At 37.4% G+C, this 22,509-nt stretch carries 22 protein-coding genes and 1 other annotated feature; of the genes, 1 reads left to right on the forward strand and 21 read right to left on the reverse strand.

Translation table 11 applies throughout. From position 1 onward, the window contains the following. Positions 1 to 20: 20 nt before the first annotated feature. From dnaG to recO, 6 genes are all read right to left on the reverse strand, one after another. The gene (dnaG, locus tag AB2Q86_RS07735; RefSeq protein WP_012581312.1) at positions 21 to 1,901 is read right to left on the reverse strand and encodes a DNA primase; all 1,881 of its coding nucleotides are present in this window, start codon (positions 1,899 to 1,901) and stop codon (positions 21 to 23) included. A 19-nt stretch (positions 1,902 to 1,920) separates the two neighbouring features. Continuing rightward, positions 1,921 to 2,361, reverse strand: coding sequence for a YaiI/YqxD family protein (locus AB2Q86_RS07740; protein ID WP_012581311.1), 441 nt, complete (start codon positions 2,359 to 2,361; stop codon positions 1,921 to 1,923). A 190-nt stretch (positions 2,362 to 2,551) separates the two neighbouring features. Continuing rightward, positions 2,552 to 3,376 carry a pyruvate, water dikinase regulatory protein gene (locus tag AB2Q86_RS07745; protein WP_003721963.1) on the reverse strand — a complete coding sequence of 275 codons (825 nt, stop codon included), beginning with the start codon at positions 3,374 to 3,376 and terminating at the stop codon, positions 2,552 to 2,554. 34 nt (positions 3,377 to 3,410) lie between these two features. Further along, positions 3,411 to 5,477, reverse strand: coding sequence for a glycine--tRNA ligase subunit beta (glyS, locus tag AB2Q86_RS07750; RefSeq protein ID WP_012581310.1), 2,067 nt, complete (start codon positions 5,475 to 5,477; stop codon positions 3,411 to 3,413). Beyond that, positions 5,470 to 6,360, reverse strand: coding sequence for a glycine--tRNA ligase subunit alpha (glyQ, locus tag AB2Q86_RS07755; RefSeq protein WP_003721965.1), 891 nt, complete (start codon positions 6,358 to 6,360; stop codon positions 5,470 to 5,472). Before glyQ ends, glyS begins: the two co-directional genes overlap by 8 nt. A 67-nt stretch (positions 6,361 to 6,427) precedes the next feature. After that, positions 6,428 to 6,600 (reverse strand) — a binding site (T-box leader). A gap of 40 nt (positions 6,601 to 6,640) precedes the next feature. After that, on the reverse strand, positions 6,641 to 7,408 hold the full coding sequence (gene recO, locus AB2Q86_RS07760) for a DNA repair protein RecO (RefSeq protein ID WP_003730435.1): 768 nt from the start codon (positions 7,406 to 7,408) through the stop codon (positions 6,641 to 6,643). A 137-nt stretch (positions 7,409 to 7,545) separates the two neighbouring features. On the opposite strand from recO, the gene AB2Q86_RS07765 reads away from it, so the two are divergent. Beyond that, the gene (locus AB2Q86_RS07765) at positions 7,546 to 8,178 is read left to right on the forward strand and encodes a DUF4352 domain-containing protein (RefSeq protein ID WP_012581309.1); all 633 of its coding nucleotides are present in this window, start codon (positions 7,546 to 7,548) and stop codon (positions 8,176 to 8,178) included. A gap of 48 nt (positions 8,179 to 8,226) precedes the next feature. On the opposite strand, the gene era is transcribed toward AB2Q86_RS07765, so the two are convergent. The 15 genes from era to hemW all read right to left on the reverse strand — a co-directional run bounded on the left by era (position 8,227) and on the right by hemW (position 22,471). After that, entirely contained in the window at positions 8,227 to 9,132 is a 906-nt protein-coding gene (gene era, locus AB2Q86_RS07770; protein ID WP_003730436.1) for a GTPase Era, read from the reverse strand. Continuing rightward, positions 9,129 to 9,524, reverse strand: a complete 396-nt coding sequence (locus AB2Q86_RS07775; protein WP_003730437.1) for a cytidine deaminase — start codon at positions 9,522 to 9,524, stop codon at positions 9,129 to 9,131. The genes era and AB2Q86_RS07775 overlap by 4 nt, the downstream gene beginning before the upstream one ends. Before the next feature lie 24 nt (positions 9,525 to 9,548). Continuing rightward, positions 9,549 to 9,944 carry a diacylglycerol kinase family protein gene (locus tag AB2Q86_RS07780; RefSeq protein WP_003727428.1) on the reverse strand — a complete coding sequence of 132 codons (396 nt, stop codon included), beginning with the start codon at positions 9,942 to 9,944 and terminating at the stop codon, positions 9,549 to 9,551. Then, positions 9,922 to 10,407, reverse strand: coding sequence for an rRNA maturation RNase YbeY (ybeY, locus tag AB2Q86_RS07785; protein ID WP_003730438.1), 486 nt, complete (start codon positions 10,405 to 10,407; stop codon positions 9,922 to 9,924). The genes AB2Q86_RS07780 and ybeY overlap by 23 nt, the downstream gene beginning before the upstream one ends. A gap of 16 nt (positions 10,408 to 10,423) precedes the next feature. Continuing rightward, the gene (gene pgpH / locus AB2Q86_RS07790) at positions 10,424 to 12,580 is read right to left on the reverse strand and encodes a cyclic-di-AMP phosphodiesterase PgpH (protein ID WP_003730439.1); all 2,157 of its coding nucleotides are present in this window, start codon (positions 12,578 to 12,580) and stop codon (positions 10,424 to 10,426) included. A gap of 15 nt (positions 12,581 to 12,595) precedes the next feature. Next, positions 12,596 to 13,555 (reverse strand): PhoH family protein, encoded by a 960-nt coding sequence (locus tag AB2Q86_RS07795; RefSeq protein WP_003726017.1) that lies wholly within the window; start codon positions 13,553 to 13,555, stop codon positions 12,596 to 12,598. Positions 13,556 to 13,742: 187 nt separating this feature from the next. Continuing rightward, positions 13,743 to 14,189 carry a GatB/YqeY domain-containing protein gene (locus AB2Q86_RS07800; RefSeq protein ID WP_003736634.1) on the reverse strand — a complete coding sequence of 149 codons (447 nt, stop codon included), beginning with the start codon at positions 14,187 to 14,189 and terminating at the stop codon, positions 13,743 to 13,745. A gap of 19 nt (positions 14,190 to 14,208) precedes the next feature. Next, positions 14,209 to 14,382 carry a 30S ribosomal protein S21 gene (gene rpsU, locus AB2Q86_RS07805; protein ID WP_003719762.1) on the reverse strand — a complete coding sequence of 58 codons (174 nt, stop codon included), beginning with the start codon at positions 14,380 to 14,382 and terminating at the stop codon, positions 14,209 to 14,211. Positions 14,383 to 14,579: 197 nt separating this feature from the next. Beyond that, on the reverse strand, positions 14,580 to 15,347 hold the full coding sequence (locus AB2Q86_RS07810) for a 16S rRNA (uracil(1498)-N(3))-methyltransferase (RefSeq protein ID WP_012581308.1): 768 nt from the start codon (positions 15,345 to 15,347) through the stop codon (positions 14,580 to 14,582). Continuing rightward, on the reverse strand, positions 15,348 to 16,292 hold the full coding sequence (gene prmA / locus AB2Q86_RS07815) for a 50S ribosomal protein L11 methyltransferase (protein WP_012581307.1): 945 nt from the start codon (positions 16,290 to 16,292) through the stop codon (positions 15,348 to 15,350). A 72-nt stretch (positions 16,293 to 16,364) separates the two neighbouring features. After that, the gene (gene dnaJ / locus AB2Q86_RS07820) at positions 16,365 to 17,495 is read right to left on the reverse strand and encodes a molecular chaperone DnaJ (protein WP_003721979.1); all 1,131 of its coding nucleotides are present in this window, start codon (positions 17,493 to 17,495) and stop codon (positions 16,365 to 16,367) included. A gap of 142 nt (positions 17,496 to 17,637) precedes the next feature. Further along, positions 17,638 to 19,479, reverse strand: a complete 1,842-nt coding sequence (gene dnaK, locus AB2Q86_RS07825) for a molecular chaperone DnaK (RefSeq protein WP_003730442.1) — start codon at positions 19,477 to 19,479, stop codon at positions 17,638 to 17,640. Positions 19,480 to 19,512: 33 nt separating this feature from the next. Further along, positions 19,513 to 20,088 carry a nucleotide exchange factor GrpE gene (gene grpE, locus AB2Q86_RS07830; protein WP_012581306.1) on the reverse strand — a complete coding sequence of 192 codons (576 nt, stop codon included), beginning with the start codon at positions 20,086 to 20,088 and terminating at the stop codon, positions 19,513 to 19,515. 41 nt (positions 20,089 to 20,129) lie between these two features. Next, positions 20,130 to 21,167 carry a heat-inducible transcriptional repressor HrcA gene (hrcA, locus tag AB2Q86_RS07835; protein ID WP_003726026.1) on the reverse strand — a complete coding sequence of 346 codons (1,038 nt, stop codon included), beginning with the start codon at positions 21,165 to 21,167 and terminating at the stop codon, positions 20,130 to 20,132. A 146-nt stretch (positions 21,168 to 21,313) separates the two neighbouring features. Continuing rightward, complete coding sequence (hemW, locus tag AB2Q86_RS07840) at positions 21,314 to 22,471, reverse strand: radical SAM family heme chaperone HemW (protein ID WP_012581305.1); 1,158 nt, start codon at positions 22,469 to 22,471, stop codon at positions 21,314 to 21,316. Positions 22,472 to 22,509 lie beyond the last annotated feature (38 nt).

Here is a 22,509-nt window from a genome sequence, read left to right on the forward strand (position 1 = left end):
TTAGCGGTTTTAAAACGTTATTAATCCAATTGGCCGCTATTTAGCTGACGGTTGAGTTGGACAATTTCAAGCATGACGCGAATTTCATTTTCTTTGTCGTTTTCACGACTAAAAGCCGCTAATTCCTGCTCAAGTTCTTTTTTCTTTTGTTCTAATTTAAACCGTTTTAGACTTCTAATGTAGTCTTCAAACTGGGGTTTCCCTTGTTCGTCTGGACTAATAACCATTTCAAGGCTACTGATAAGTCCTTTCATTGTAGCGTCAGGAACACTATCCATAAATTTCGTTGGGTCCGCATCATTACCTTCTGCAAAGTAGCCAATTAGATAGGTATAAAGCGCTTTGTAATTATCATGGTAAAACGTAGTGTCGCCAAGAAGTTGCTTAATTAAAAGAAAATTATCTCGGCTCTCCATCATTGCTTTCATGAGTTGTTGCTCTGAGGTTGTATGGGCAGATAATTTTTGGGTTGGTTGCTCGAAAGAAAATGGCATTTCTGTATCTTCTTGAGGCATCATTCCCATAAAAGAATCATCTATTGGTGGTTCATTATAACTAGCCATTTGTCGTGATTTCTGACTGTTTTTTAGTGATTGCTGTAGCTGTTGTTTTAATGTTTCTATCGTTAATTCAAATTCATCTGCTAGTTGTTTTAAGTATAATTCGCGTTCGACAGCTTGATCTAGTTTCGCAATTTCGCGTAAACAATCATCAATATAACCAATTTGATCTGTCTCATTCTGCAAATTGCGTTCTTTACGCAAATAATGAATTTTGAAAGCAGTCCAAGTCATTCGTTGCTGTTTATAGATTTCTTTGAATTTTTCTGCACCACTTGCTCGAATAAAGTCATCGGGATCTTTTCCTGCTGGAAGTTGCAAAACAAAAACATCTAAACGATTCCGTTCAACTAGAAGTGTGCCAGCTTTATAGGCTGCTTCAATTCCAGCACGGTCACCGTCATAGCAGATAATCGCTCGATTAGTAAGCCGTTTGATTAAATCAGCATGTTCTTCCGTTAAGCTTGTCCCCATCGAAGCCACTGCGTTTTGAACACCAGCTTCTTCTGCAGAAATAACATCCATAAATCCTTCCATGAGCGTAATTTCTTCTTGTTTCCTAATAGCCTGTCTTGCTTCTGAAAAATGAAATAATGTACGTCTCTTATTAAAAACAGGCGTTTCAGGGCTATTTAAATACTTAGGACCATCATCACGATCAAATAATCGGCCAGAAAAGGCAATAATTTGTCCACGATCATTCGTAATTGGAAACATAATCCGATTACGAAAACGATCCACCATTTGCCCATCATCTCGTTCGGATAAAAGTCCAGCCATACCAGCTAATTGTAAATCCATGCCACGTTTTTCTAGAAAAGAAGTAATCGTTGCATGGTGATTAGGGGCAAAACCAATTTGGAAAGTGGTCATCATCTGTTCAGACATACCGCGCTCTTTCAAATAAGTTAATGCTGCTGCGCCTTCTTCTGTTTCCATTAAAATATAATGGTAAAGTTTGGCAGTAAGCTGGTGCATTTCCACCATTTTTGCTGTTTCAGAAGTTTCTTTTGGCAAATTACTTGTATCCCGTTCTTCAGGGAGCTCAATAGCCACATCTAAATGACTCATGTCTGCCACTTTTTTTACCGATTCAACAAAAGTGAGTCCGTCATGCTCCATTAGAAAAGAAAAAACATTTCCGCCCTTACCACAACCAAAACAATGAAAAATCTGTTTTTCTGGTGATACAGAAAAGGATGGTGTTTTTTCACCGTGGAAAGGACATAAGCCAGAATAATTACGTCCTTGTTTTTTTAACTGAACATAATTACCGATAATATCGACTATATCCGCTTGATTCCGGACTTGATCAATTACTTCTTCAGGAATCCGCGCCATTTTGACAGTCAACTCCTATTTACTTATTTTGCAAAAATGTCGTCAATCGGTCTTTGAAAAGAGAACGATCTTGATCGCTCATTGCTTTTGGACCTTTGCTATATTTGCCTTGTTGTCTTTCCTTGGCGTGTCTATAGCGAATATCTAACATTAATGACATTTCTTCTTCTCGGTAAAGTTCGCCGCGATTAGAAAAGACAAATGTGCCCTTTGCAAGTAGAATACTAGCTAGACCAATATCTTGCGTTACGATAATATCGCCTTTTTTTGCTAAATTCATCATTCGCATGTCCGCTGATTCTTTCCCTGTGTCAACAAAAATCCAATTTTCTCCGTCCGTATTGACAGAGTAATGGTTAAACGAGGCGACAAAAGTAACTTCTAATTGAAATTCTTCTGCCACTTGTTTTATTTCTGCTTTGACTGGGCAAGCATCTGCATCTACCAAAATTTGTGGCACACATTCCATCCTCTCTTCAAAATCTATGAAGGCATGTTAAAAAACGAGTTTTTCCACCCGTTTTTAAAATAATATGCATAGATTTAGCTTTTTTTGTAAGCGAAATTAGATTATACGGGAAGATACGCACTTTTACAAGCAGATTTTCCCGTATAATATATATATTCGCCACAAAAACTAAAAGTCCTTCTTATAATTCTAAATTTTCATCAACAATTTCACCAATATGGATTAAAATCTCATTTGCAGTCTCTTCAATGGCTTTATTTGTCACATCTAAGACGAAACAATTAAGTTTGCTCGCTAGTTTATTAAAAATCGCTAGTTCCTCATCAATGCGCTGGTTACTAGCATACGTACCGGCACCCGGAAGACCAATGGAAATTAATCGTTCTTGTCTGATTTTCGTCAATTTTTGTTTGCTGATTTTTAAACCAATAATTTTTTTCGGATCAATTTCAAAAAGTTCATCTGGAATTTGTGCCTCTGGAACGATTGGAATATTAACGATTTTCAACCCTTTTAGAGCCAAATACTGTGATAAAGGCGTTTTTGATGTCCTTGAAATACCAATTAAAACATAATCCGCTTGCAAAATACCTCTAGGATTACGACCATCATCATTTTCAACGGCAAATTCAATTGCTGCTACTTTATTGAAATACGCTTCATCCATCGAACGAACGCGCCCTGGTTCAGAAAGTGGCTTGATTTTATACGTTTCCTCTAACTGATTTAAAAGCGGACCAAATAAGTCAATAATTGGCACACCGAAAGCTTGAGCTGTTTTATTTAGCTCTTCCCGAACGCTCTCCAGTACAATCGTATGTACGATAATACCATTATTCACGGCCACTAAGTCGACAATTTCTTCAATCATATGAGAAGAATCGACGTGGTGAAAACGATGGATAAATTTCGGTGTCTGACCAAATTGACTAAGTGCCGCTCTTGTCACAAGTTCGGCCGTTTCTCCTGTTGAATCGGAAACCACGTATACGGCTGGTTGAGTCATACATACTTCCTCCTCTTTGCTCAAATTCTTCCTTTTATTTTACATTAATTTCATCCATTTGAGCAAATTCTTTAATGAAGCTTGCAAGTTCGAATAATAGTGCTAGACGGTTATTTTTCAACTCATCATTATCACTCATAACAAGCGTATTATCAAAATAAGCATCAATCGTTGTGCGTAAATCTGCAAAAGCTTTTAGACGTTCAATAATCGTTAGACCTGCATAATCGAATTTCAGTTTTTCTAATTTATCAAAGAGAGCTTGTTCGTATTCATTTTCAAATAACGCTGGATCAACTTCCACGCCATCTTCATATTTTTTAGCAATTTTCACGACACGACTAAGTGCTTCAATCGTTGGACGGAACCATTCAGCCTCTGCATGTTCATTTAGAATTTGCGCGCGGTCGATAAGTTGTGGAATCACATTTGGGTCCCCGCCGATAACAGCATCAATAATATCGTGGCGAATATGGTGACCTTGTAGAATAACACGTAGGCGGTTTTTCAAGAACGTTTGTACTTCTTTCTTCACGTCTGCTCCAGGTAATTCAGCAGATCCTTCCGCGCGTTCCATATCAACAATACGAGAAATAACTTCTAGCATTGGGATATCCCAGCCGTTTGCTTGAATAATTCGCATCGCTCCAAAAGCACTGCGGCGTAAACCAAATGGATCAGCGGAACCTGTTGGAACAATGTTCACGCAGAAAAATCCAATAAGTGTTTCTAATTTATCTGCAATAGCAATTAAAGAACCTAAATCAGTTTGTGGTAATTCACCTTCCGCTGAGTTTGGTAAATAATGCTCACGAATTGCAGTTGCGATTGCAGGTTTTTCACCTTGTAATAACGCATATTTTTCACCCATTAATCCTTGTAGTTCAGGGAATTCACCGACAATATTTGTTACTAAATCAAATTTATAAATATTCGTTAACCGAATAATATCTTGTTTATCTTCTTCTTGCCAATCTAAATAGTCAGCAAGCATTAGAGCTACTTTTTGAACGCGTTTCATTTTTTCCGTTAATGTACCTAATTTTTCATGGAAAACGATATTTTGAAGTTTAGCAACTGCTTCGTCAATCGTCATTTTTAAATCTTCTTGATAGAAGAAATCAGCATCTGACAAACGAGCGCGCAAGACTTTTTCATTTCCACGAGCGACTGTGTCAAGATTTTCATGATTTCCATTACGTACAGTAACAAAATGAGGTAATAGTTCACCCGCCTGGCTAAATACAGGGAAATAACGTTGGTGTTCTTTCATAGTAGTGATCAACACTTCTTCTGGTAATTCTAAATATTCTTTCTCGAAATTACCAGATAAAACTGTTGGATATTCGACTAGATTTGTTACTTCTTCTAGTAAGTCATCATCTTCTTTAATTTGCCAATTTTCCATGGATTCTAGTTCACGTAATTGTTCTACGATAGCTTGTTTACGTTCTTCTGCATTCACAACTACAAATTGTTCTAATAACGCATTCGGATAGTCGCTAGGTTGTTTAATTGTGGCTGACTTACCTAAGAAACGGTGACCACGCGATGTGTTACTTGTTGTTACTCCAGTAATCTCAAATGGAATGATTTCTTCGCCAAACATTGCAATAAGCCATTTGATTGGGCGAATATATCTTAAATCATTGCTACCCCAGTGCATACTTACTGGGAAAGTCATGCTAGTTACTACTTTTTCTAAATTTGGAAGTAATGTGCTTGTTTTTTCACCGATGACTTCTTTTTTAATGTAAATATATTCCACGCCTTTAATATCACGGAAAGTAAGATCAGCAGGGTCGACTTTTTGGCTTTTAGCAAAACCTAATGCAGCTTTTGACCAATTGCCTTCATCGTCCAAAGCAATTTTTTTCGCTGGACCTTTTGCTTCTTCTACACGATTTGCTTGTTCTTCTGCCATTCCTTCTACAAGAACAGTTAAGCGTCTTGGTGTTGAATAGGTTTTAATTTCGCCAAACTCGATTTTATTTTCAGTTAGCCAGTCCGTTACACGTTTTTCTAGTTGTAAAACAGAACTAGTCACATATTGTGCAGGCATTTCTTCTAAACCAATTTCTAATAAAAAGTCTTTACTCATGACGTTTTCCTCCCTCTTCTTTGAGTAATGGGAAGCCTAGTTTTTCTCGTGATTCATAAAATGTTTTCGCGATGCGTCTTGCTAAGTTTCTAATTCGACCGATATACTGCGCACGTTCGGTAACCGATACAACCCCGCGAGCATCTAAAAGGTTAAACGTATGCGAACATTTCAATACGTAATCATATGCTGGGAAAACAAGGCCGTCTTGCATTTGGCGAGTGGCTTCTCTTTCATATGTGTCGAAAAGTGTCAACAACATATCTGTATTCGAAGTTTCAAACGCATATGTCGAGTTTTCGAATTCTGCTTGGAAGAAAATATCGCGGTAACTAATACCTTCTGTCCATTCTAAATCAAATACATTTTCTTTATCTTGAATATAACTTGCTAAACGCTCTACACCATATGTGATTTCGGAAGTAACAGGGAAACATTCTAAACCACCTACTTGCTGGAAATAAGTGAATTGTGTGATTTCCATTCCATCTAACCATACTTCCCAACCAAGACCCGCACAACCAAGCGAAGGATTCTCCCAGTTATCTTCTACAAAACGGATATCATGTTCAAGTGGATTGATGCCTAATTTTTCTAAAGACCCTAAATAAAGCTCTTGAATATTGTCAGGAGAAGGCTTCATTACTACTTGGAATTGATGATGTTGGAATAATCTGTTTGGATTTTCACCGTAACGACCATCAGCAGGACGACGCGACGGCTCAACGTAACCCGCTTTCCACGGTTCCGGACCAATTGCTTTTAAGAAAGTGTACGGGCTCATTGTACCGGCACCTTTTTCCACGTCATACGATTGCAACATAATACAACCTTGCTCGGACCAATAATCTTGTAATGTTCTAATCATTGTTTGTAAATTCATTGCTTCCACCTCCAAAAATAATTCAGCCAATATAAAAACTCTCGTCTCTATATGCTGATTTAAAGCATATAGGGACGAGAGTTAGCTCGCGGTTCCACCCTATTTGGAATTAAACAATTCCCACCTTGATTTCGCTGTACTCCAGAACGCCTTCACAAAAAGTTAAATATTCGGCTCCCACCAAACCCGAACTCGCTAAAAATAGAGCTTTTTGTTACTATTTTCCTTCAACGCACCTATTAGTTGATATATTAAAAGATACTGTATTTTTGCTAAAAAGTCAATCGTCGCTATCTTTTTTTAACATATTTTCCCATTTGTCCATTTCTCGTATAAATTTCCTGCTTTTTAAATACAAACCAGAATATTCATCGTAGTAAGTATCAATTGCTTTTTGAAGCCAGTCCTTTGTTTCTTGCTTTACATCAATGTTGCCAAGTCTATCCAATTGAAAAATGAAAAACAGGCGTAAAAGTTTTACGACATTTTCCGGCAAATGCATTCTGTACCGATCTTTCTCAAAACAGCGATGACAAATAATACCATTACTGCTTGTCGAAAAATCAAAATGTCCAGTTGTTTCGCCGCAAATAGCACATTTATCCATCGTTGGATAAAGACCGAGCACAGGCAACATTTTCATTTCATATATTTGAGTAAGGATTTGCGGATCATAACCCTCGTCGATATCTCGTAAAATTTGAAAAGTTAATTCGTATAGATACGGATTCGGTTGACGTTCTTCTGTTGCTTTATCCAGCAATTCGCAAACATAGGTCGCATAAGCAGTCATAAAAATATCTTGCTGAATAGAGGAGAATGTTTCTATTACTTCTCCTTGTTGAAGTGTGCCGAGTCCATTACCGCCGAAGAAAGTAAAATAACCATTCGTAAATAGTTGTGTTACTGCAGCCAATCTGCTTTTCGTTTTTTTTGCCCCGCGAGCTACCACACCAATTTTTCCGAATTCACGTGTATACATTCGGACAATTTTATCTGATTCACGGTAACTCGTTTGTCGTATCACGATTCCTTCGCATTTTTCCATGTGGCACTCCTCCCTTTTTTACACGTCTTATTATAACATTTTCTTAACGATTATGTCTTTTTATATTTTTTGCTATCTTTCCTTGCGTGGCTATTGTAAAATAGAGAAAAAGGTAAGTCAGAAAGGATTTTTTTACTATGGATATGTTACTTATATTACTAACAAGCTTATTTACACTCACATTCATAGGTGTTATTGTGGGAATTATTTTTCTTATTGTAAGAAAAGAGAAATGGGTAGGGATTATTGTTGCTGGATTATCAATGGGAATTGGTTTCTTAGTATTAATAATTGGGCTCAATGTAACAACAATTAAATTGTTTGAAGGAATGAATAATCCCTTCTCTACTTATAACTATGAAGCCGATTATAATTATGAAACAAGTGATGATTATGATGACGAATATGACGAAGATTATTATGATGACTACACAGATGTAAAATACGGAGAAGCTGTTGAAATAGAGAATAATAGTACAGTGACCATTTACAAACCTGAACTTTCCCAGAAAAAGGAAGGTTATGACATTTATAAAGTGAAAGTAAAGTACGTCAATACTAGCTCTGACCCAATCACATTTTACTCCGAAGATGTTTCGCTTTATGATAATGCGGATGATGATTATGGTCGACAAATCACCGAAGATACTTTCTCAGGAGAGATTCAACCTGGTGAAACAAAAGAATTAACACTTTATTATGAAGTGTATAACCTTGGACCATATGATGTAGAGTACGACAACTATAACTGGACTACAATAAACGAATAAGTAAAAGCATCTGATGCGCAATCGAAATTGTGCGTCAGATGCTTTTTTTTAATACTCTTCGCGGTCGAAACCGTAATCTTGCAAATAATGTTCTTTGTCGCGCCAATTTTTTTGAACTTTCACCCATACTTCCAAGAAAACTTTGGAGCCAAGTAAACGCTCAATTTCTTTTCTAGCTCGCATACCAATTTGTTTTAGCATTTGTCCTTGTTTACCAATGATAATTCCTTTTTGCGTGCTTCTTTCTACAATGATGGTAGCATTGATCGTAAGCTTTTCTGTTTTAGGATTTTTTTCAATCCCCTCAATAACTACGGCCACCGAATGCGGCACTTCTTCTCGTGTTAATTGTAAAACTTGTTCACGAATAAGTTCAGAAATGATGAAGCGCTCGGGATGATCGGTGATTTGATCTTTTGGATAATACATTGGTCCGATTTCTAAATTAGCATTCGTTTGTTCTAATAAGTTAGGTACATTGTTTCCTTGAAGTGCTGAAATAGGAATAATTTCGTCAAATTCCATTAAATCGCGGTATTGTTCAATCAATTTGAATAAGTCTTCTGGAGCTATCAAATCAATTTTGTTAATCAATAGAAAGACTGGTGTTTGTACATTTTTCAGTTTTTCAATGATAAATTCATCTCCGCGACCGAATCCAGTAGAGGCATCAATTACGAAATAAATTAAATCTACTTCTTGAAAAGTATTTAATGCGATTTTTACCATGAAATCGCCTAATTTATGTTTTGGTTTATGTATACCTGGTGTATCGATAAAAATAATTTGTGACTCGTCTGTTGTATAAACTCCTTGTACTTTATTTCTAGTTGTTTGGGCTTTATCGCTCATAATAGCGATTTTTTGGCCAATGATGTGATTTAATAAAGTTGATTTCCCAACGTTAGGTCGCCCAACTATAGCTACAAATCCTGATTTAAATGGTTCACTCATAACATATCCTCCGATGTGAATGCGCCTGGTAAAAGTTCTTTCACTGTTACCGTCGCTGTTTTTCCTGTTAAGTTTGTTAAAATTACTGGCATATCTGGCGCACAAAATTCACTGATTACTTGTCTGCATGCTCCGCAAGGCGAAACTGGTCCATCTGTATCAGCTACGACAACTAGCTGTTTAAAATCCCGTTTTCCTTCTGATACAGCTTTAAAAATAGCCGTTCGTTCCGCGCAATTCGTTAAGCCAAAAGATGCATTTTCAATATTACAACCAAGTACAACCTCGTCATCTGATGTAACAAGAGCTGCTCCTACTGGGAATTTCGAGTAAGGAACATACGCAAATTCTCTTGCTTGTTTAGCGAGTGAGATAAAATTATTTTCTTTCATTTACCAAGTCACAATCCCTTCTTTTTATAAAAACATCTGGCAAAAGTATGGTATGAATATTATTAGTCCAATAAAACTTGCTACAATTGCTGCTAACAGTACAGCTCCAGCAGCTACATCCTTCGCTTTTTTCGCCTCATCAATGTATTGCTCTGTCGCCACATCCACCGCTCGTTCAATCGCTGTGTTTACCATCTCTAGCGTTAACACACCAAAAATAGAAAGGATTAATAAAATCCATTCAGATTTAGTTACATGAAAGAAAAAGCCACAGATGACAACAGCAAGCGCTGCAAAAGTATGAAATCTCATATTACGTTCTTCTAAAAAAGCAGTTTTTAGTCCAGTAAAAGCATGATGAAAAGATTCTGCATAATTTTTACTACGTTTGTATTTTCTATCTTTCAAGTCCATAAGCATCCAACACTTCTTTTTGTAAGCCAAACATGACTTTCTCTTCGTCAGGCTCCATATGATCATACCCAAGCAAGTGCAGCAATCCATGAACTGCTAAGAAACCTAATTCTCTTGCTTTTGTATGTCCGTAATCTTTGGCTTGCTCTTCTGCTTTTTCAGTCGAAATAATAATATCGCCAAGCATGCGAGGCGTTTCTAAATCAAACTCGCCCCAATCAATTTCCGTTTCCCCGTCACCCATTTCTTCCAGCGCAAACGAAATAACATCTGTCGCTTGATCTTTGTCACGGTATTCACGGTTAATCTCACGAATGCCTTCGTTCGTTGTAAAAGTAAGTGAGAGCTCTGTGCCTTGTTCGATTTTTAAATATTCTGCAGCAAATTGTAAAATATTTTCAACTAGCTGTTTATCTTCATCAGGTAATTTCTTAGTTTCGTCTAATAAATCAATTTCTAAGACCGTCATCTTTTCCCCTCCTATTTCAATCTTTGTCATCAGGATATTGAATTCGTTGATGATATATTCCATTTAATGTGGCGATTAATGTATCACGAATGATTTTGATTTCTTGAATCGTAATATCACATTCTGTAAATTGCCCATCAAGGAAACGATCTTTAATAATTCCATCAATAATTTCTGTTATTTTTGCCATTGTTGGCTCTGTTGAAGAACGAACAGCAGCTTCTACGCTATCTGATATGTTAATAATGGCAATTTCTTTTGTTTGTGGCTTCGGACCACTGTAACGATAGTCTGCCTCTTTCACATCGGGATTTGTTTCTTTTGCTTTAAAATAGAAATATTTAAGCAATGTAGTCCCGTGATGTTGCAGTGCAATATCAATAATTGGTTGTGGCATATGATTTTCTTTTAAAATCTCTGCCCCGTCTTTCGTATGCGAAAGAATTATATCACGACTTTGTTCTGGTGTCAGCCTATCGTGAGGATTAATTCCCTGCAATTGATTTTCTACAAAATAAGGAGGTCTTAGTGTTTTTCCAATATCATGGTAAAAACAGCCAACACGAACAAGTAAACTATTGGCTCCGATTTTATCAGCACAAGCTTCTGCTAAATTGGCTACCATCATACTATGATGATACGTACCAGGAGCTTTCATTAATATTTTCTTCAATAATGGATGATTTGGATTGGCTAACTCAACCAAACGACTCGTTGTTAATAAACCAAAAATCGTTTCGAATAACGGAATAACTCCAACCCCAAGAATAAACGCACCAAATCCACCTAAAAAGGCATATCCAAGCGCCATTAGTGTAGAAACTTGCAGCAATGTGCTGTTATTTATTAATAATAAAAGTAACACGTACACCATATTAATCAAACCGACCATAAAGCCAGAAAACATAATGGCTGAACGTCTACTATAGTCGCGCAACACAACCACACTTGTCGCCCCACTCAATAAGATGAAAATAGTTATACCACTTGTCGCATCATTTTGAAATGTTAACAAGCTAGTTACAGCAATAAAGATGACGCTTAAAAAGGCATATTTCTCATTAAGCAAGATTTTGAGAATCATCGGTGCAAAGGCGGCTGGGAATAAGAAAGCAATGTTCGAGATGTTTTGCGTTTCTAAGAATAGAATAATTAATAACATGAATAAAGAAACAAGATAAACCGAGGAAAAAATAAGCATTGTTTGCATTTTTTTCGCTTTAGGTTGAGATTGCTTTTTCGTGTAAAGAAATAGGATTGCTGCTAAAGCAATAATGAAAATAGCAAATCCAGCGTACTGTTTTACAGGCATTTTTTGATCAAGTAAGTGTAACATTTTTAATTGACGATAGGTTTCTCTATCAACGATTTGACCTTCTTGAACAATAACTTGGCCTTGTAAAATTTTTACAGGAACAACGGATTGTGCAGCTTCTTTACGTCGTGCATCTGTTTGTTCTTCATCATAAATTTCATTGGGTACAATAGCGTATGAAACTAAAGCTTTGGAGACATTTTTGTAGTAAGCTGGTATCGCTGAAAGTTCAATATCATCACGAGCTCTAATTTTTACTGAATTTAAGTTTTCATCCCGGATTTTATTTTCCATGGATTTTGCGACTTCTGTTGTAACAACATCTTCCATAACATTAAAATCTTTACTTTTCGCCTCGATTAATGTAGTGAAAACTTCGTCAGATATGTTAGAAGTTATTTTTTCGGATACATTACTAGATAATTTGTCTTTTAAGCTTTTTAGTTTGTCTTCAGTAGTCGTTGGCGCAGGAGCAGGTTTGTTTTCTTTTTTTGCTTTTTCTTTATTTTTATTATCGTTTTCCTGGGCTTCTGCGTTTACTTCATTTACATAAGCGAATAAACTTTGGATAAGTGCTACTCGGTTTTGACCAGTTTCACGATTGTAGACATATACATCTTCTACAGCATCGCTTGCTTTGGTCCTTTCTTCTTTTGTTTTTTCTGTATCTTCCACCGTTTGAGGTGAACGAATTGTTTTTTCAGCCACCTGGAATAGTTTAACATTGTAAGATTCCGGTTTCGTCATTTGGCAAACGAGAAAATAAGCTACAACTGCAAAGCAAACAAGGAGCAGCGGAAAAAGGTATTTCTTTCCACTTTCGATGTACCAATCTCTCCATTTCTTGGCTAGTTTCACATCTTTGTCTCCTCTCTAATTTTGTTTCCCTTCATAAGCTTTAATAATTTCAGCAACGAGTGGGTGTCTGACTACATCATGATGTTCAAAGTAAACAAAACCGATATCTTTTACATCTTTTAAAACTTGTTCTGCATTGACAAGACCGCTAGTTGCACCTTTTGGTAAGTCAATTTGTGTCATATCTCCATTGACAATCATTTTGGAGTCATAACCAAGTCGTGTTAAAAACATTTTCATTTGGGCAATAGTTGTATTTTGCGCTTCATCTAAAATGACAAAGGCATGATCAAGTGTACGACCTCTCATATAAGCCAGAGGAGCTATTTCAATGACGCCTCGGTCCATTAACCTTGTTGTATGCTCCGTACCAAAAATGTCGTATAAAGCGTCGTATACAGGGCGCAAATAAGGATCTACTTTTTCTTTTAAATCACCAGGTAAAAAGCCTAAGCTTTCCCCAGCTTCAACGGCAGGTCTTGTTAAAATGATTTTGCTCACATTTCCTTTTTTCCATGCGTCTACTGCCATCACAACTGCCAGATATGTTTTACCTGTACCTGCTGGACCAACGCCGAAAACGATGTCGTGTTTTTTGATCATTTGAATGTAGGTTCGTTGTCCGAATGTTTTAGGTCTAATAGGCATTCCTTTTGCGTTTTTTGTAATTTCTTCTTCAAATAAAGTATGGAAGTAAATAAGCGTTCCATTTCTTTGCATTTTTACTGCTTGAGCGATATCTCGACCGTCTATGTGAATGCCTCGTTTTACAGTTAAAATAAGTTCATTTAAAACAGCAGTCGTATGTTGCACAGGTTCTTCTTCTCCTGTGATCGATAGTGATTCTCCCCGAGTAATAATTTTTACTTGAAGTAACTCTTCTAAAAGTTCGATATTTTTATTATTATTGCCGAATAAATCTTGAATATTTGTGTCATCAGATAATTCGACTACTTCATTAAATTCATTTAGCATTGGCTAACCCCTTCACCTGTTATAAGTGCCTTGATTAGTTATATTATACACGAAATTGCCTTGCTTGAAAAACGAAGCGATAGAAGTAACACAATTCATTTGAAAATAAACGTAAAAAAACAGGATTTCCTCCATAAAATAGGAAGTAATCCTGTTTCTTAATGTTTCAAAACTAGTTTGAATTAGTTTATGAGAGATATTTTTTTACGAATTGGTTAACAGCACCGCCGTCAGCTTTGCCTTTTACTTTAGGCATAATTGCGGACATTACTTTGCCGAAATCAGCTTTACTAGATGCGCCAACTTCTTCGATAGTTGCTTTCACAATGTTCTCAAGCTCTTCAGGAGTCAGTTGTTTAGGAGCATAGTCCTCTACAATGACAATCTCGGAACGGACTTTATCAGAAAGGTCGCTACGTCCAGCTTTGTCAAACTCTGCTAGAGAATCTCTGCGTTGTTTGAGTTCGCGGGAAATCACGGTTACTTCATCATCCGGAGTAAGATCTTTCACACCTTGGTGAATTGCTTCGTTTTGTAAAGCTGCTTTTAACATACGAATAACGGAAAGTTTTTCTTTCTCTTTATCGCGCATCGCTTGTTTCATATCTTCATTTAACTTGTCAAGCAGTGTCAACGAAATCATCGCCTTTTAATTAGAATTTGCGTTTTCTTGCTGCTTCGGATTTTTTCTTACGTTTTACGCTTGGTTTTTCATAAAATTCGCGCTTTCTGGATTCTTGCAAAGTTCCACTTTTGGAAACAGTACGTTTAAAGCGACGAAGAGCATCTTCAAGCGATTCGTTTTTACGAACTACTGTTTTTGACATCTCTCTTTCCCTCCCTCCGGCACTTACATGCACTCACTTAAATCCTTCATTTAAGTTCCAGAATAGGACATAACGGAAAATAAATTATGAATTATTCTGAAGTAATGCAGATAAGCATTCACTCATTAAAAATTATATACGAAACATCGGGCATCGTCAACATGAAATCGTTAACTTTCGCATAAAACTTTGAAATGTTAACGATTTTTATTTTTGTAAAGGTCAAAATAGAAAGAAGCAGCTGATAATACATAGAGCGGAGCAGTTTCTGTTCTTAAAATTCTTGGGCCAAGTCCGGCAAGTTTTGCGTTCACTTCTTGAAGATGCAATAGCTCTTTCTCACTAATGCCACCCTCTGGTCCAAAAATACACAAAACAGACTGTCCAGGCTTCATTGTTTGAAATAAGCTAGCAAGCGCACTATCCTCGCCTTCTCGGGCGCTCTCTTCATAGGCGGCGATAACATAGTCATAATGAACATGGTCATACATTAATTCTTTGAAACTAGCAGCATAATGAACTTCTGGAATGACAGTTCGGTGCGATTGTTCAGTCGCTTCTTGCGCAATTTTTTGAAGGCGCTCGATTTTTTTGATGACTTTTTTATCATCCCATTTCACCACAGAACGTTCGGCTTTATAAGGGATGAATTTATGTGCACCGAGTTCTGTACTTTTTTGAATGATGAGTTCTAGTTTGTCGCCTTTCGGTAGACCGCTCGCAATAGTGATTTCTATGGGCAATTCGGTATCTTCTTCTAGCCATTTCACTAGATTTAATAATACCTCTTCTTCATTTATTGCCGTAATAGCCGCGATGCATGTTTTTTTGCTCGGGAAAACAATGAAAACTTGGTCGGATTCTTTCATCCGCATTACACGTGCAATATGATGGAAATTTTCTCCTGTAATGCTTAGTGTATCGTTATCATTTTCTAGCTCATTAGTTACGAAATAACGCTGCATTTACTCCACTCCTCGTTTGGAAATGATCGCAACCCAGTCTCCTTGTTGCTCAATTTTTTCAATGATAAGTCCAGCGTTTTTAAGTGCTTCTTCAACTACTTTTGCTTTATCTTCAATAATTCCTGAAGCAATGAAAATACCACCTGGTTTGAGTGCTCTATAAACATCTTCTGGGAAAAGTAAAATGACTTCCGCTAAAATGTTTGCGACAACAATATCTACATTTGTTTTGTTAATATCTTGAAGTAGATTATTTTGTTTTACAGTAATAATGTGTTCAGTTTTATTTAAAGTAATATTTTCTTCTGCTGCACGAGTGGCAATTTCGTCTAGGTCTGTTGCTAAAATAGATTTAGCTCCTAGTTTAGCACTGGCGATACTTAAGACACCCGAACCCGTACCAACGTCAATGACTTCATCCCCTGGTTGTAAATAATCACTTAGCGCGCGGATACAAAGTTGCGTTGTCGGGTGTGTCCCTGTACCGAAAGCCATTCCTGGATCAAGCTCAATGATTATTTCGTTAGCAGAGGGTGTGTATGATTCCCAACTTGGGACAATCGTGATACGGTCTGTGATTTGAACTGGATGATAGTATTTTTTCCAAGCAGTTGCCCATTCTTCATCGTCTACATCATTCACAACAAATTGAAATTTACCAAGAGGAATATCAAATGTTGTAAGGTTTTTCAATGTTTGTTCGATTTCTGGAATTTGCTCGACAAATTCGGATGTCTTTAAGAAGTAAGCTTTGATGATAACGCCATCTTCTGGATAATCTTCTCGTTTTAATGCATAAATTTCACCGAATTTATCTTCTCGTTCGCGTAAAAAATCAGCTACATCTTCAATGGATACTCCTGCTGCGCCAAATTCAGTTAAAACATTTGCAACTGGCTCCACTGCTTCGTTTGTTGTATGGACTTCTACTTCTGACCATTCCATTTTTCAACACTCCTTTAGTATGTAGAAAAGGTCGATGGTTGCTTCTTGCACAACTATCGACCTCTACGTTCATCAATCGCCTTTAAAAGCTCGTTTCATTTTGTCAAAAAATCCAGATGTTTGTTCGTCTACTTTGTCTCCAGTAGTGGAAGCAAATTCTCGTAAGATTTCTTTTTGTTTATCATCTAGTTTTTTCGGAACGATTACTTTGACGATTACGTGTTGATCGCCTGTTCCGTTTCCACGAAGATGCGGAACACCTTTGCCACGTAAGCGGAAGGTTGTCCCTGTTTGTGTACCACTAGGGATTTTGAGGCGAACTTTACCGTGCACAGTTGGTACATCGATTTCGTCACCTAGAGTAGCTTGTACGAACGTGATTGGCACTTCTACATAAATGTCGTCAGCTTCTCGTTCGAAAAACTCATCTGGAATCACAACGAATACTACATATAAATCGCCATTAGGTCCGCCGTTAATACCAGCTTCCCCTTCGCCAGATACGCGCATTTGTTGTCCATCATTCACACCAGCCGGAACTTTCACTTTGATTTTTTTCGTTTTAGTCACGCGGCCTTTACCGTGACAAGTTGGACATTTTTCTTTGATTTCTTTACCAGTACCATTACAGTATTGACATGTGCGTTTATTGACTACGCGACCAAATGGGGTATTTTGTTCCACGTTAATAGATCCTTTACCACCACAATGGCTACATTTTTCAGGTGTAGTTCCTGGTTTTGCGCCGGATCCATGACATGTGTCACAGTTTTCTTCACGAGGAATTTCGATTTCTGCATCTTTACCAAAAATCGCTTCTTTGAATTTAAGACGCATTGTATATTGTAAATCGCTACCTTGTCTTGGGGCATTTGGATCTTGTTGACGTCCACCACCACCGAAGAAAGTGTCAAAGATGTCTTCAAATCCGGAGAATCCGCCTCCGCCAAAGCCACCACCTGCACCGCCGCCGAAGCCTTGGTTTGGATCTACGTGTCCATATTGATCATATTGCGCACGTTTTTGTGGGTCACTTAATGCTTCATAAGCCTCTGATATTTCTTTGAATTTTTCATCAGCGCCTGCTTCTTTATTTATGTCCGGATGATACTGTTTGGACAGTTTCCGGTAAGCTTTTTTTATTTCGTCCGCTGAGGCGCTTTTGGAAATACCAAGCACTTCATAGTAATCTCGTTTTGCCATCCGCCATCACTCCTGTCCATGATAGATTTTTATAGTCCTAACGTATTGTAACATTTGAAAGAGATGTTGTAAAAACTTTATTTCAGATAAAAAGCCAAAGCCACAGTAGACTTTGACTCATTATCTTTACCTTCTAGAAAGATTATTTGTTTTCTTTGTCGTCGTCATTTACTTCTTCAAATTCAGCGTCTACTACGTCGTCATTTTGAGGAGCTTCTTGACCTTCTGCGCCGCCAGCTGCTTGTTGTTCTGCTGCAGCTTGTTCGTATAATTTAACAGATAGGTTTTGAACGATTTCGTTTAAGCTTTCTGTTTTTTCTTTGATAGCTTCGAAATCTTCACCTTTAAGCGCTTCTTGTAGTTCATCGCGAGCTGCTTCTGCTTTTTTCACTTCTTCTTCTTCCACTTTGCCTTCTAGTTCTTTCAATGTTTTATCTACAGTGAATACTAGTTGGTCAGCATTGTTGCGAAGTTCTGCATTTTCTTTGTTCTTTTTATCTTCTTCTGCATTAGCTTCTGCATCTTGAACCATTTTTTCGATTTCTTCGTCTGTTAAACCTGAAGAAGATTTAATTACGATATTTTGTTCTTTACCAGTTCCAAGATCTTTCGCGCGAACTGTTACGATACCATTTTTGTCGATATCAAATGATACTTCGATTTGAGGGATTCCACGTGGTGCTGCTGGAATGTCTGCTAATTGGAAGCGACCTAATGTTTTGTTGTCTTTTGCCATTGGGCGTTCACCTTGAAGTACATGGATATCTACGGCTGGTTGGTTGTCAGCTGCTGTAGAGAAAGTTTGTGATTTAGATGTTGGGATAGTTGTATTACGTTCGATAAGTGTTGTCATAACGCCGCCCATTGTTTCAATACCAAGGGATAATGGAGTTACGTCAAGTAGTACAACATCTTTTACATCACCAGTGATTACGCCACCTTGAATTGCAGCACCCATTGCTACAACTTCATCTGGGTTTACACCTTTATGAGGTTCTTTGCCTAATTCTTTTTTGATTGTTTCTTGAACTGCAGGAATACGAGTAGATCCACCAACTAGAATTACTTGGTCAATATCGCTTGCAGACAAGTTTGCATCTTTTAATGCTTGACGTGTTGGCGCAATAGTACGTTCAACTAAGTCGTGTGTTAATTCATCAAATTTAGCACGAGTAAGGGTTACTTCTAAGTGAAGTGGACCAGCTTCTCCAGCTGTGATAAATGGTAAGGAGATTTGTGTGCTTGTTACGCCAGAAAGATCTTTTTTCGCTTTTTCAGCTGCATCTTTCAAACGTTGAAGCGCCATTTTATCTTGGCTTAAGTCAATACCATTGTCTTTTTTGAATTCTGCTACTAGATAGTCGATGATTTTTTTATCGAAGTCATCTCCACCTAATTCGTTGTCGCCGGCAGTAGAATGTACTTCGAATACGCCGTCACCTAATTCAAGGATAGATACGTCAAACGTACCACCACCAAGGTCAAATACTAAGATTGTTTGGTCTGTTTCTGTTTTATCCATACCGTAAGCAAGTGCTGCTGCTGTTGGTTCGTTAATAATACGTTCTACTTCAAGACCAGCGATTTTACCAGCGTCTTTTGTTGCTTGACGTTGCGCATCATTGAAGTAAGCTGGAACTGTGATAACTGCTTTATCAACAGTTTCGCCAAGGTAGTCTTCTGCATAACTTTTTAGGTATTGCAAAATGATTGCACTAATTTCTTGTGGAGAATAATCTTTTCCTTCAATTGTTTCTTTATAGTTAGTACCCATATGACGTTTAATGGAACTAATTGTATTTGGGTTTGTGATTGCAGCACGTTTCGCTACTTCGCCTACTTGGCGTTCGCCATTTTTGAAACCAACGACAGAAGGTGTTGTACGTGCGCCTTCTGGGTTAGGGATAATTTTAGCTTCTCCGCCTTCTAATACTGCTACTGCAGAGTTTGTTGTTCCTAAGTCAATTCCGATAATTTTGCTCATTGTTATTTCCTCCTGTTATTCAGTAATTATTTTTTATTGATTTACTTTTACCATAGATGGGCGTATAACCCGGTCTTTAAGTTTATAACCTTTTTGAAGTTCCGCAGTGATTTCATTGCTGCCTGCATTTTCATCACTATCTTGCATAACGGCTTGATGGAAATTCGGGTCAAATTGTTCGCCGACAGCCGGAATAACTTCAATACCTTCTTTTTCAAAAGCAACAAGGATTTGGTTGTATACCATTTCCATTCCTTTTAAAATTTGTTTCACTTCTTCTTGATCAGAAGTCGTTGCAAGTGCTTTTTCAAAACTATCTAGTGCAGGAAGTAAATCTTGCGCTAGGCTTTGCGAACGGTATTTCTGACTAGCATCACGGTCTGCGATATGTCTTTTCTTCACATTTTCGAAGTCCGCTTGCATACGAAGGTAGCGATTTTCTACTTCATCTAGTTTGTTTTCAAGCTCTAAAATTTTGGCTTGTTCTTCTGTTAAAGTGTCAGCCGCAGCCTCTTCTTCAACAGTCTCTTCTGTTTCATCTAGAATGTTTAATTCTTCTTGTTCGATTTCATCAGCTAGTTTTTCTTTTTTGTTCTTTTTCTCAGACACCTTAGCCACCTCCTGAAAAAACTTATGCTTTTTCAGCCTTCCTAATTTTGGTTATCACGATAAAGTTTGGTTAACACATCGGTTAAATCTCGGCTCATCACATCAACAAGTCCCATCATTCTGCTATATTCCATTCTTGTGGGTCCTAGGAGTACAATACCGCCAACGCGTTCGCCAGCAATATTATATGTTGCTGTAATGATACTACAATCTTCCATTAGACTATTATTGTTTTCTCGGCCTATTTTCACTTGAAGACCATCGGGAATATCCCTAAACAATTCATACACATCTTGTTCTTCTTCCATCAAATGAAGCATCTCACGGACTTTATTAATGTCATGAAATTCCGGTTGATTTAAAATATTCGTTTTTCCGCCAAAATACACTTTTTGTTGACTTGCTTGAGCAAAAGAATCGGAAAATACATGCATGAAGCTTTCATAGTTTCTAACATGTTTTCCAAGTAGTTCTTTTACTTCCATTGGTATTTGTACTTTTAAATCATCAAGCGAAAGTCCTACTAGCCGTTCATTTAGAATGTTGACCATTCGTTCAATATCGGAGAGCGTTGTGCCCTCAGGTATTGTCACCAGATGGTTATCAACATGCCCTTGATCGGTAATTAAAATGAGCATTGCCTGAAAATTATTTATTGGTACAAATCTAAAGCCACTTAAATGGTTTTTCGTCGCTTCAGGACCAAGCAAGATGGACGTGTAATTGGTTAAATCGGATAACATTAATGCTGAATTCTGGATAAGTCCTTCCATTTCGTAATAGTTCTCTGAAAAGAAGGAACGAATCATTTGCCTGTCGGATTTATCTAGCTTTTTGGGCTGGAGTAAATAATCGACATAGAAGCGATATCCCTTCTCTGATGGGACGCGCCCCGATGAGGAATGCGTCTTTTCAATAAAGCCGTATTCTTCGAGAACGCCCATTTCATTACGGATAGTCGCGGAACTATAAGGCAAACCTTTTTCTTTCAGCAAATTTTTTGATCCAACCGGCTGAATAGTCCAAGTGAAATGATCGATGATGGCACGGAAAATCAAAAGTTGTCTTTCTGTTAACATAGCAATCACCTCTTTTAGCACTCCATAACGTCAAGTGCTAAATACAAGTATAAATTTACCAAACAATTCCACCTTAGTCAACCGAAAACACTCGATTTCAGACTAAAGTAGGATTGTTTGGTCAAAAAAGGTCAAATAGTGCGGTTTTAGAGAAATTCTTGAAAAACATTATTTCCTAAAAATCTTCCGTTTCTTGTAAGTGCCACATTTTCTTCGTTATTTTCAAGCCAGCCTTTTGCAGTTGTTTTTTGAATCGCATTCGCAAATGTTGTATCTAAATCTTGACCGAATTTTTGCTTGAAATGGTTTTTATTTACACCGTCCACTTTTCTAAGCCCTAAAAACATTTCTTCTTCCATTTTTTCTTTTAAAGTAAGCTCTTTTTGTTGGAAAGTTGGGAGTATATTTTTTTGGAGTGGTTCCATGTATTTTTTGATTGGTCCGAAATTGCTATAACGGGTGTTGCCGACATATCCATGTGCTCCGGCGCCAAATCCGTAGTAATGTTCATTGCTCCAGTAAGTAATATTGTGTTTACTCTGAAATCCTTCTTTAGCAAAATTACTAATTTCATATTGTTTACGACCGTGCTTTTCCATTTCGTTGAGAAGTAAATCGTACATATTTGCCTCGGCATCTTGACCAGGTAAGAAAAGCTTTCCTTTTTGCATAAGGTTATAAAAAATCGTTTTTGGTTCGATGATTAATGAATAGGCGGAGTAATGCGGTAAATCAAGGTCAAGCGCTTGTTTTAATGTATCTTGGAAATCCGCTTCTGTTTGACCAGGCAAGCTAAAGATTAAATCAATACTTACATTTTCAAATCCGATTTTGCGCATATTTTCGACGGATTGATAAACATCTTTTACGGTGTGTATGCGACCGATTTTTTTGAGAAGCTCATTGTTGAAGCTTTGAACGCCCATGCTAATACGATTAACACCGTGATCTTGCATGGCTTGTAGTTTAGATAGCGAAAGATCTCCTGGGTTGGCTTCAAAGGAAAATTCGATATCTTTTTTGAGCGGTAGAATGTTATGGATGGCTGTGCAAAGTCTCGCAATTTGCGCTTCGTTCAGGGTTGTAGGCGTTCCCCCGCCAACAAATACAGTGTCGACTGGCGCTATTGGACCTTTTGCAGCAGTTAATTCCATTTCTTTAATTAGTAAATCTACGTATTCGTCGACAGGTTGTCCTTCTAAGAATACTTTATTAAAATCGCAGTAATAGCAAATATGTTCGCAAAACGGAATATGGATATATACCGCGGAACTTTCATTACTCGAATGGTTCGTATTTATCATTTTTATCAATTCCTTGCACTTAAAATTTGCTTCGTTAT

It is taken from the genome of Listeria monocytogenes, assembly GCF_041765605.1.
Lineage (GTDB): Bacteria > Bacillota > Bacilli > Lactobacillales > Listeriaceae > Listeria > Listeria monocytogenes_D.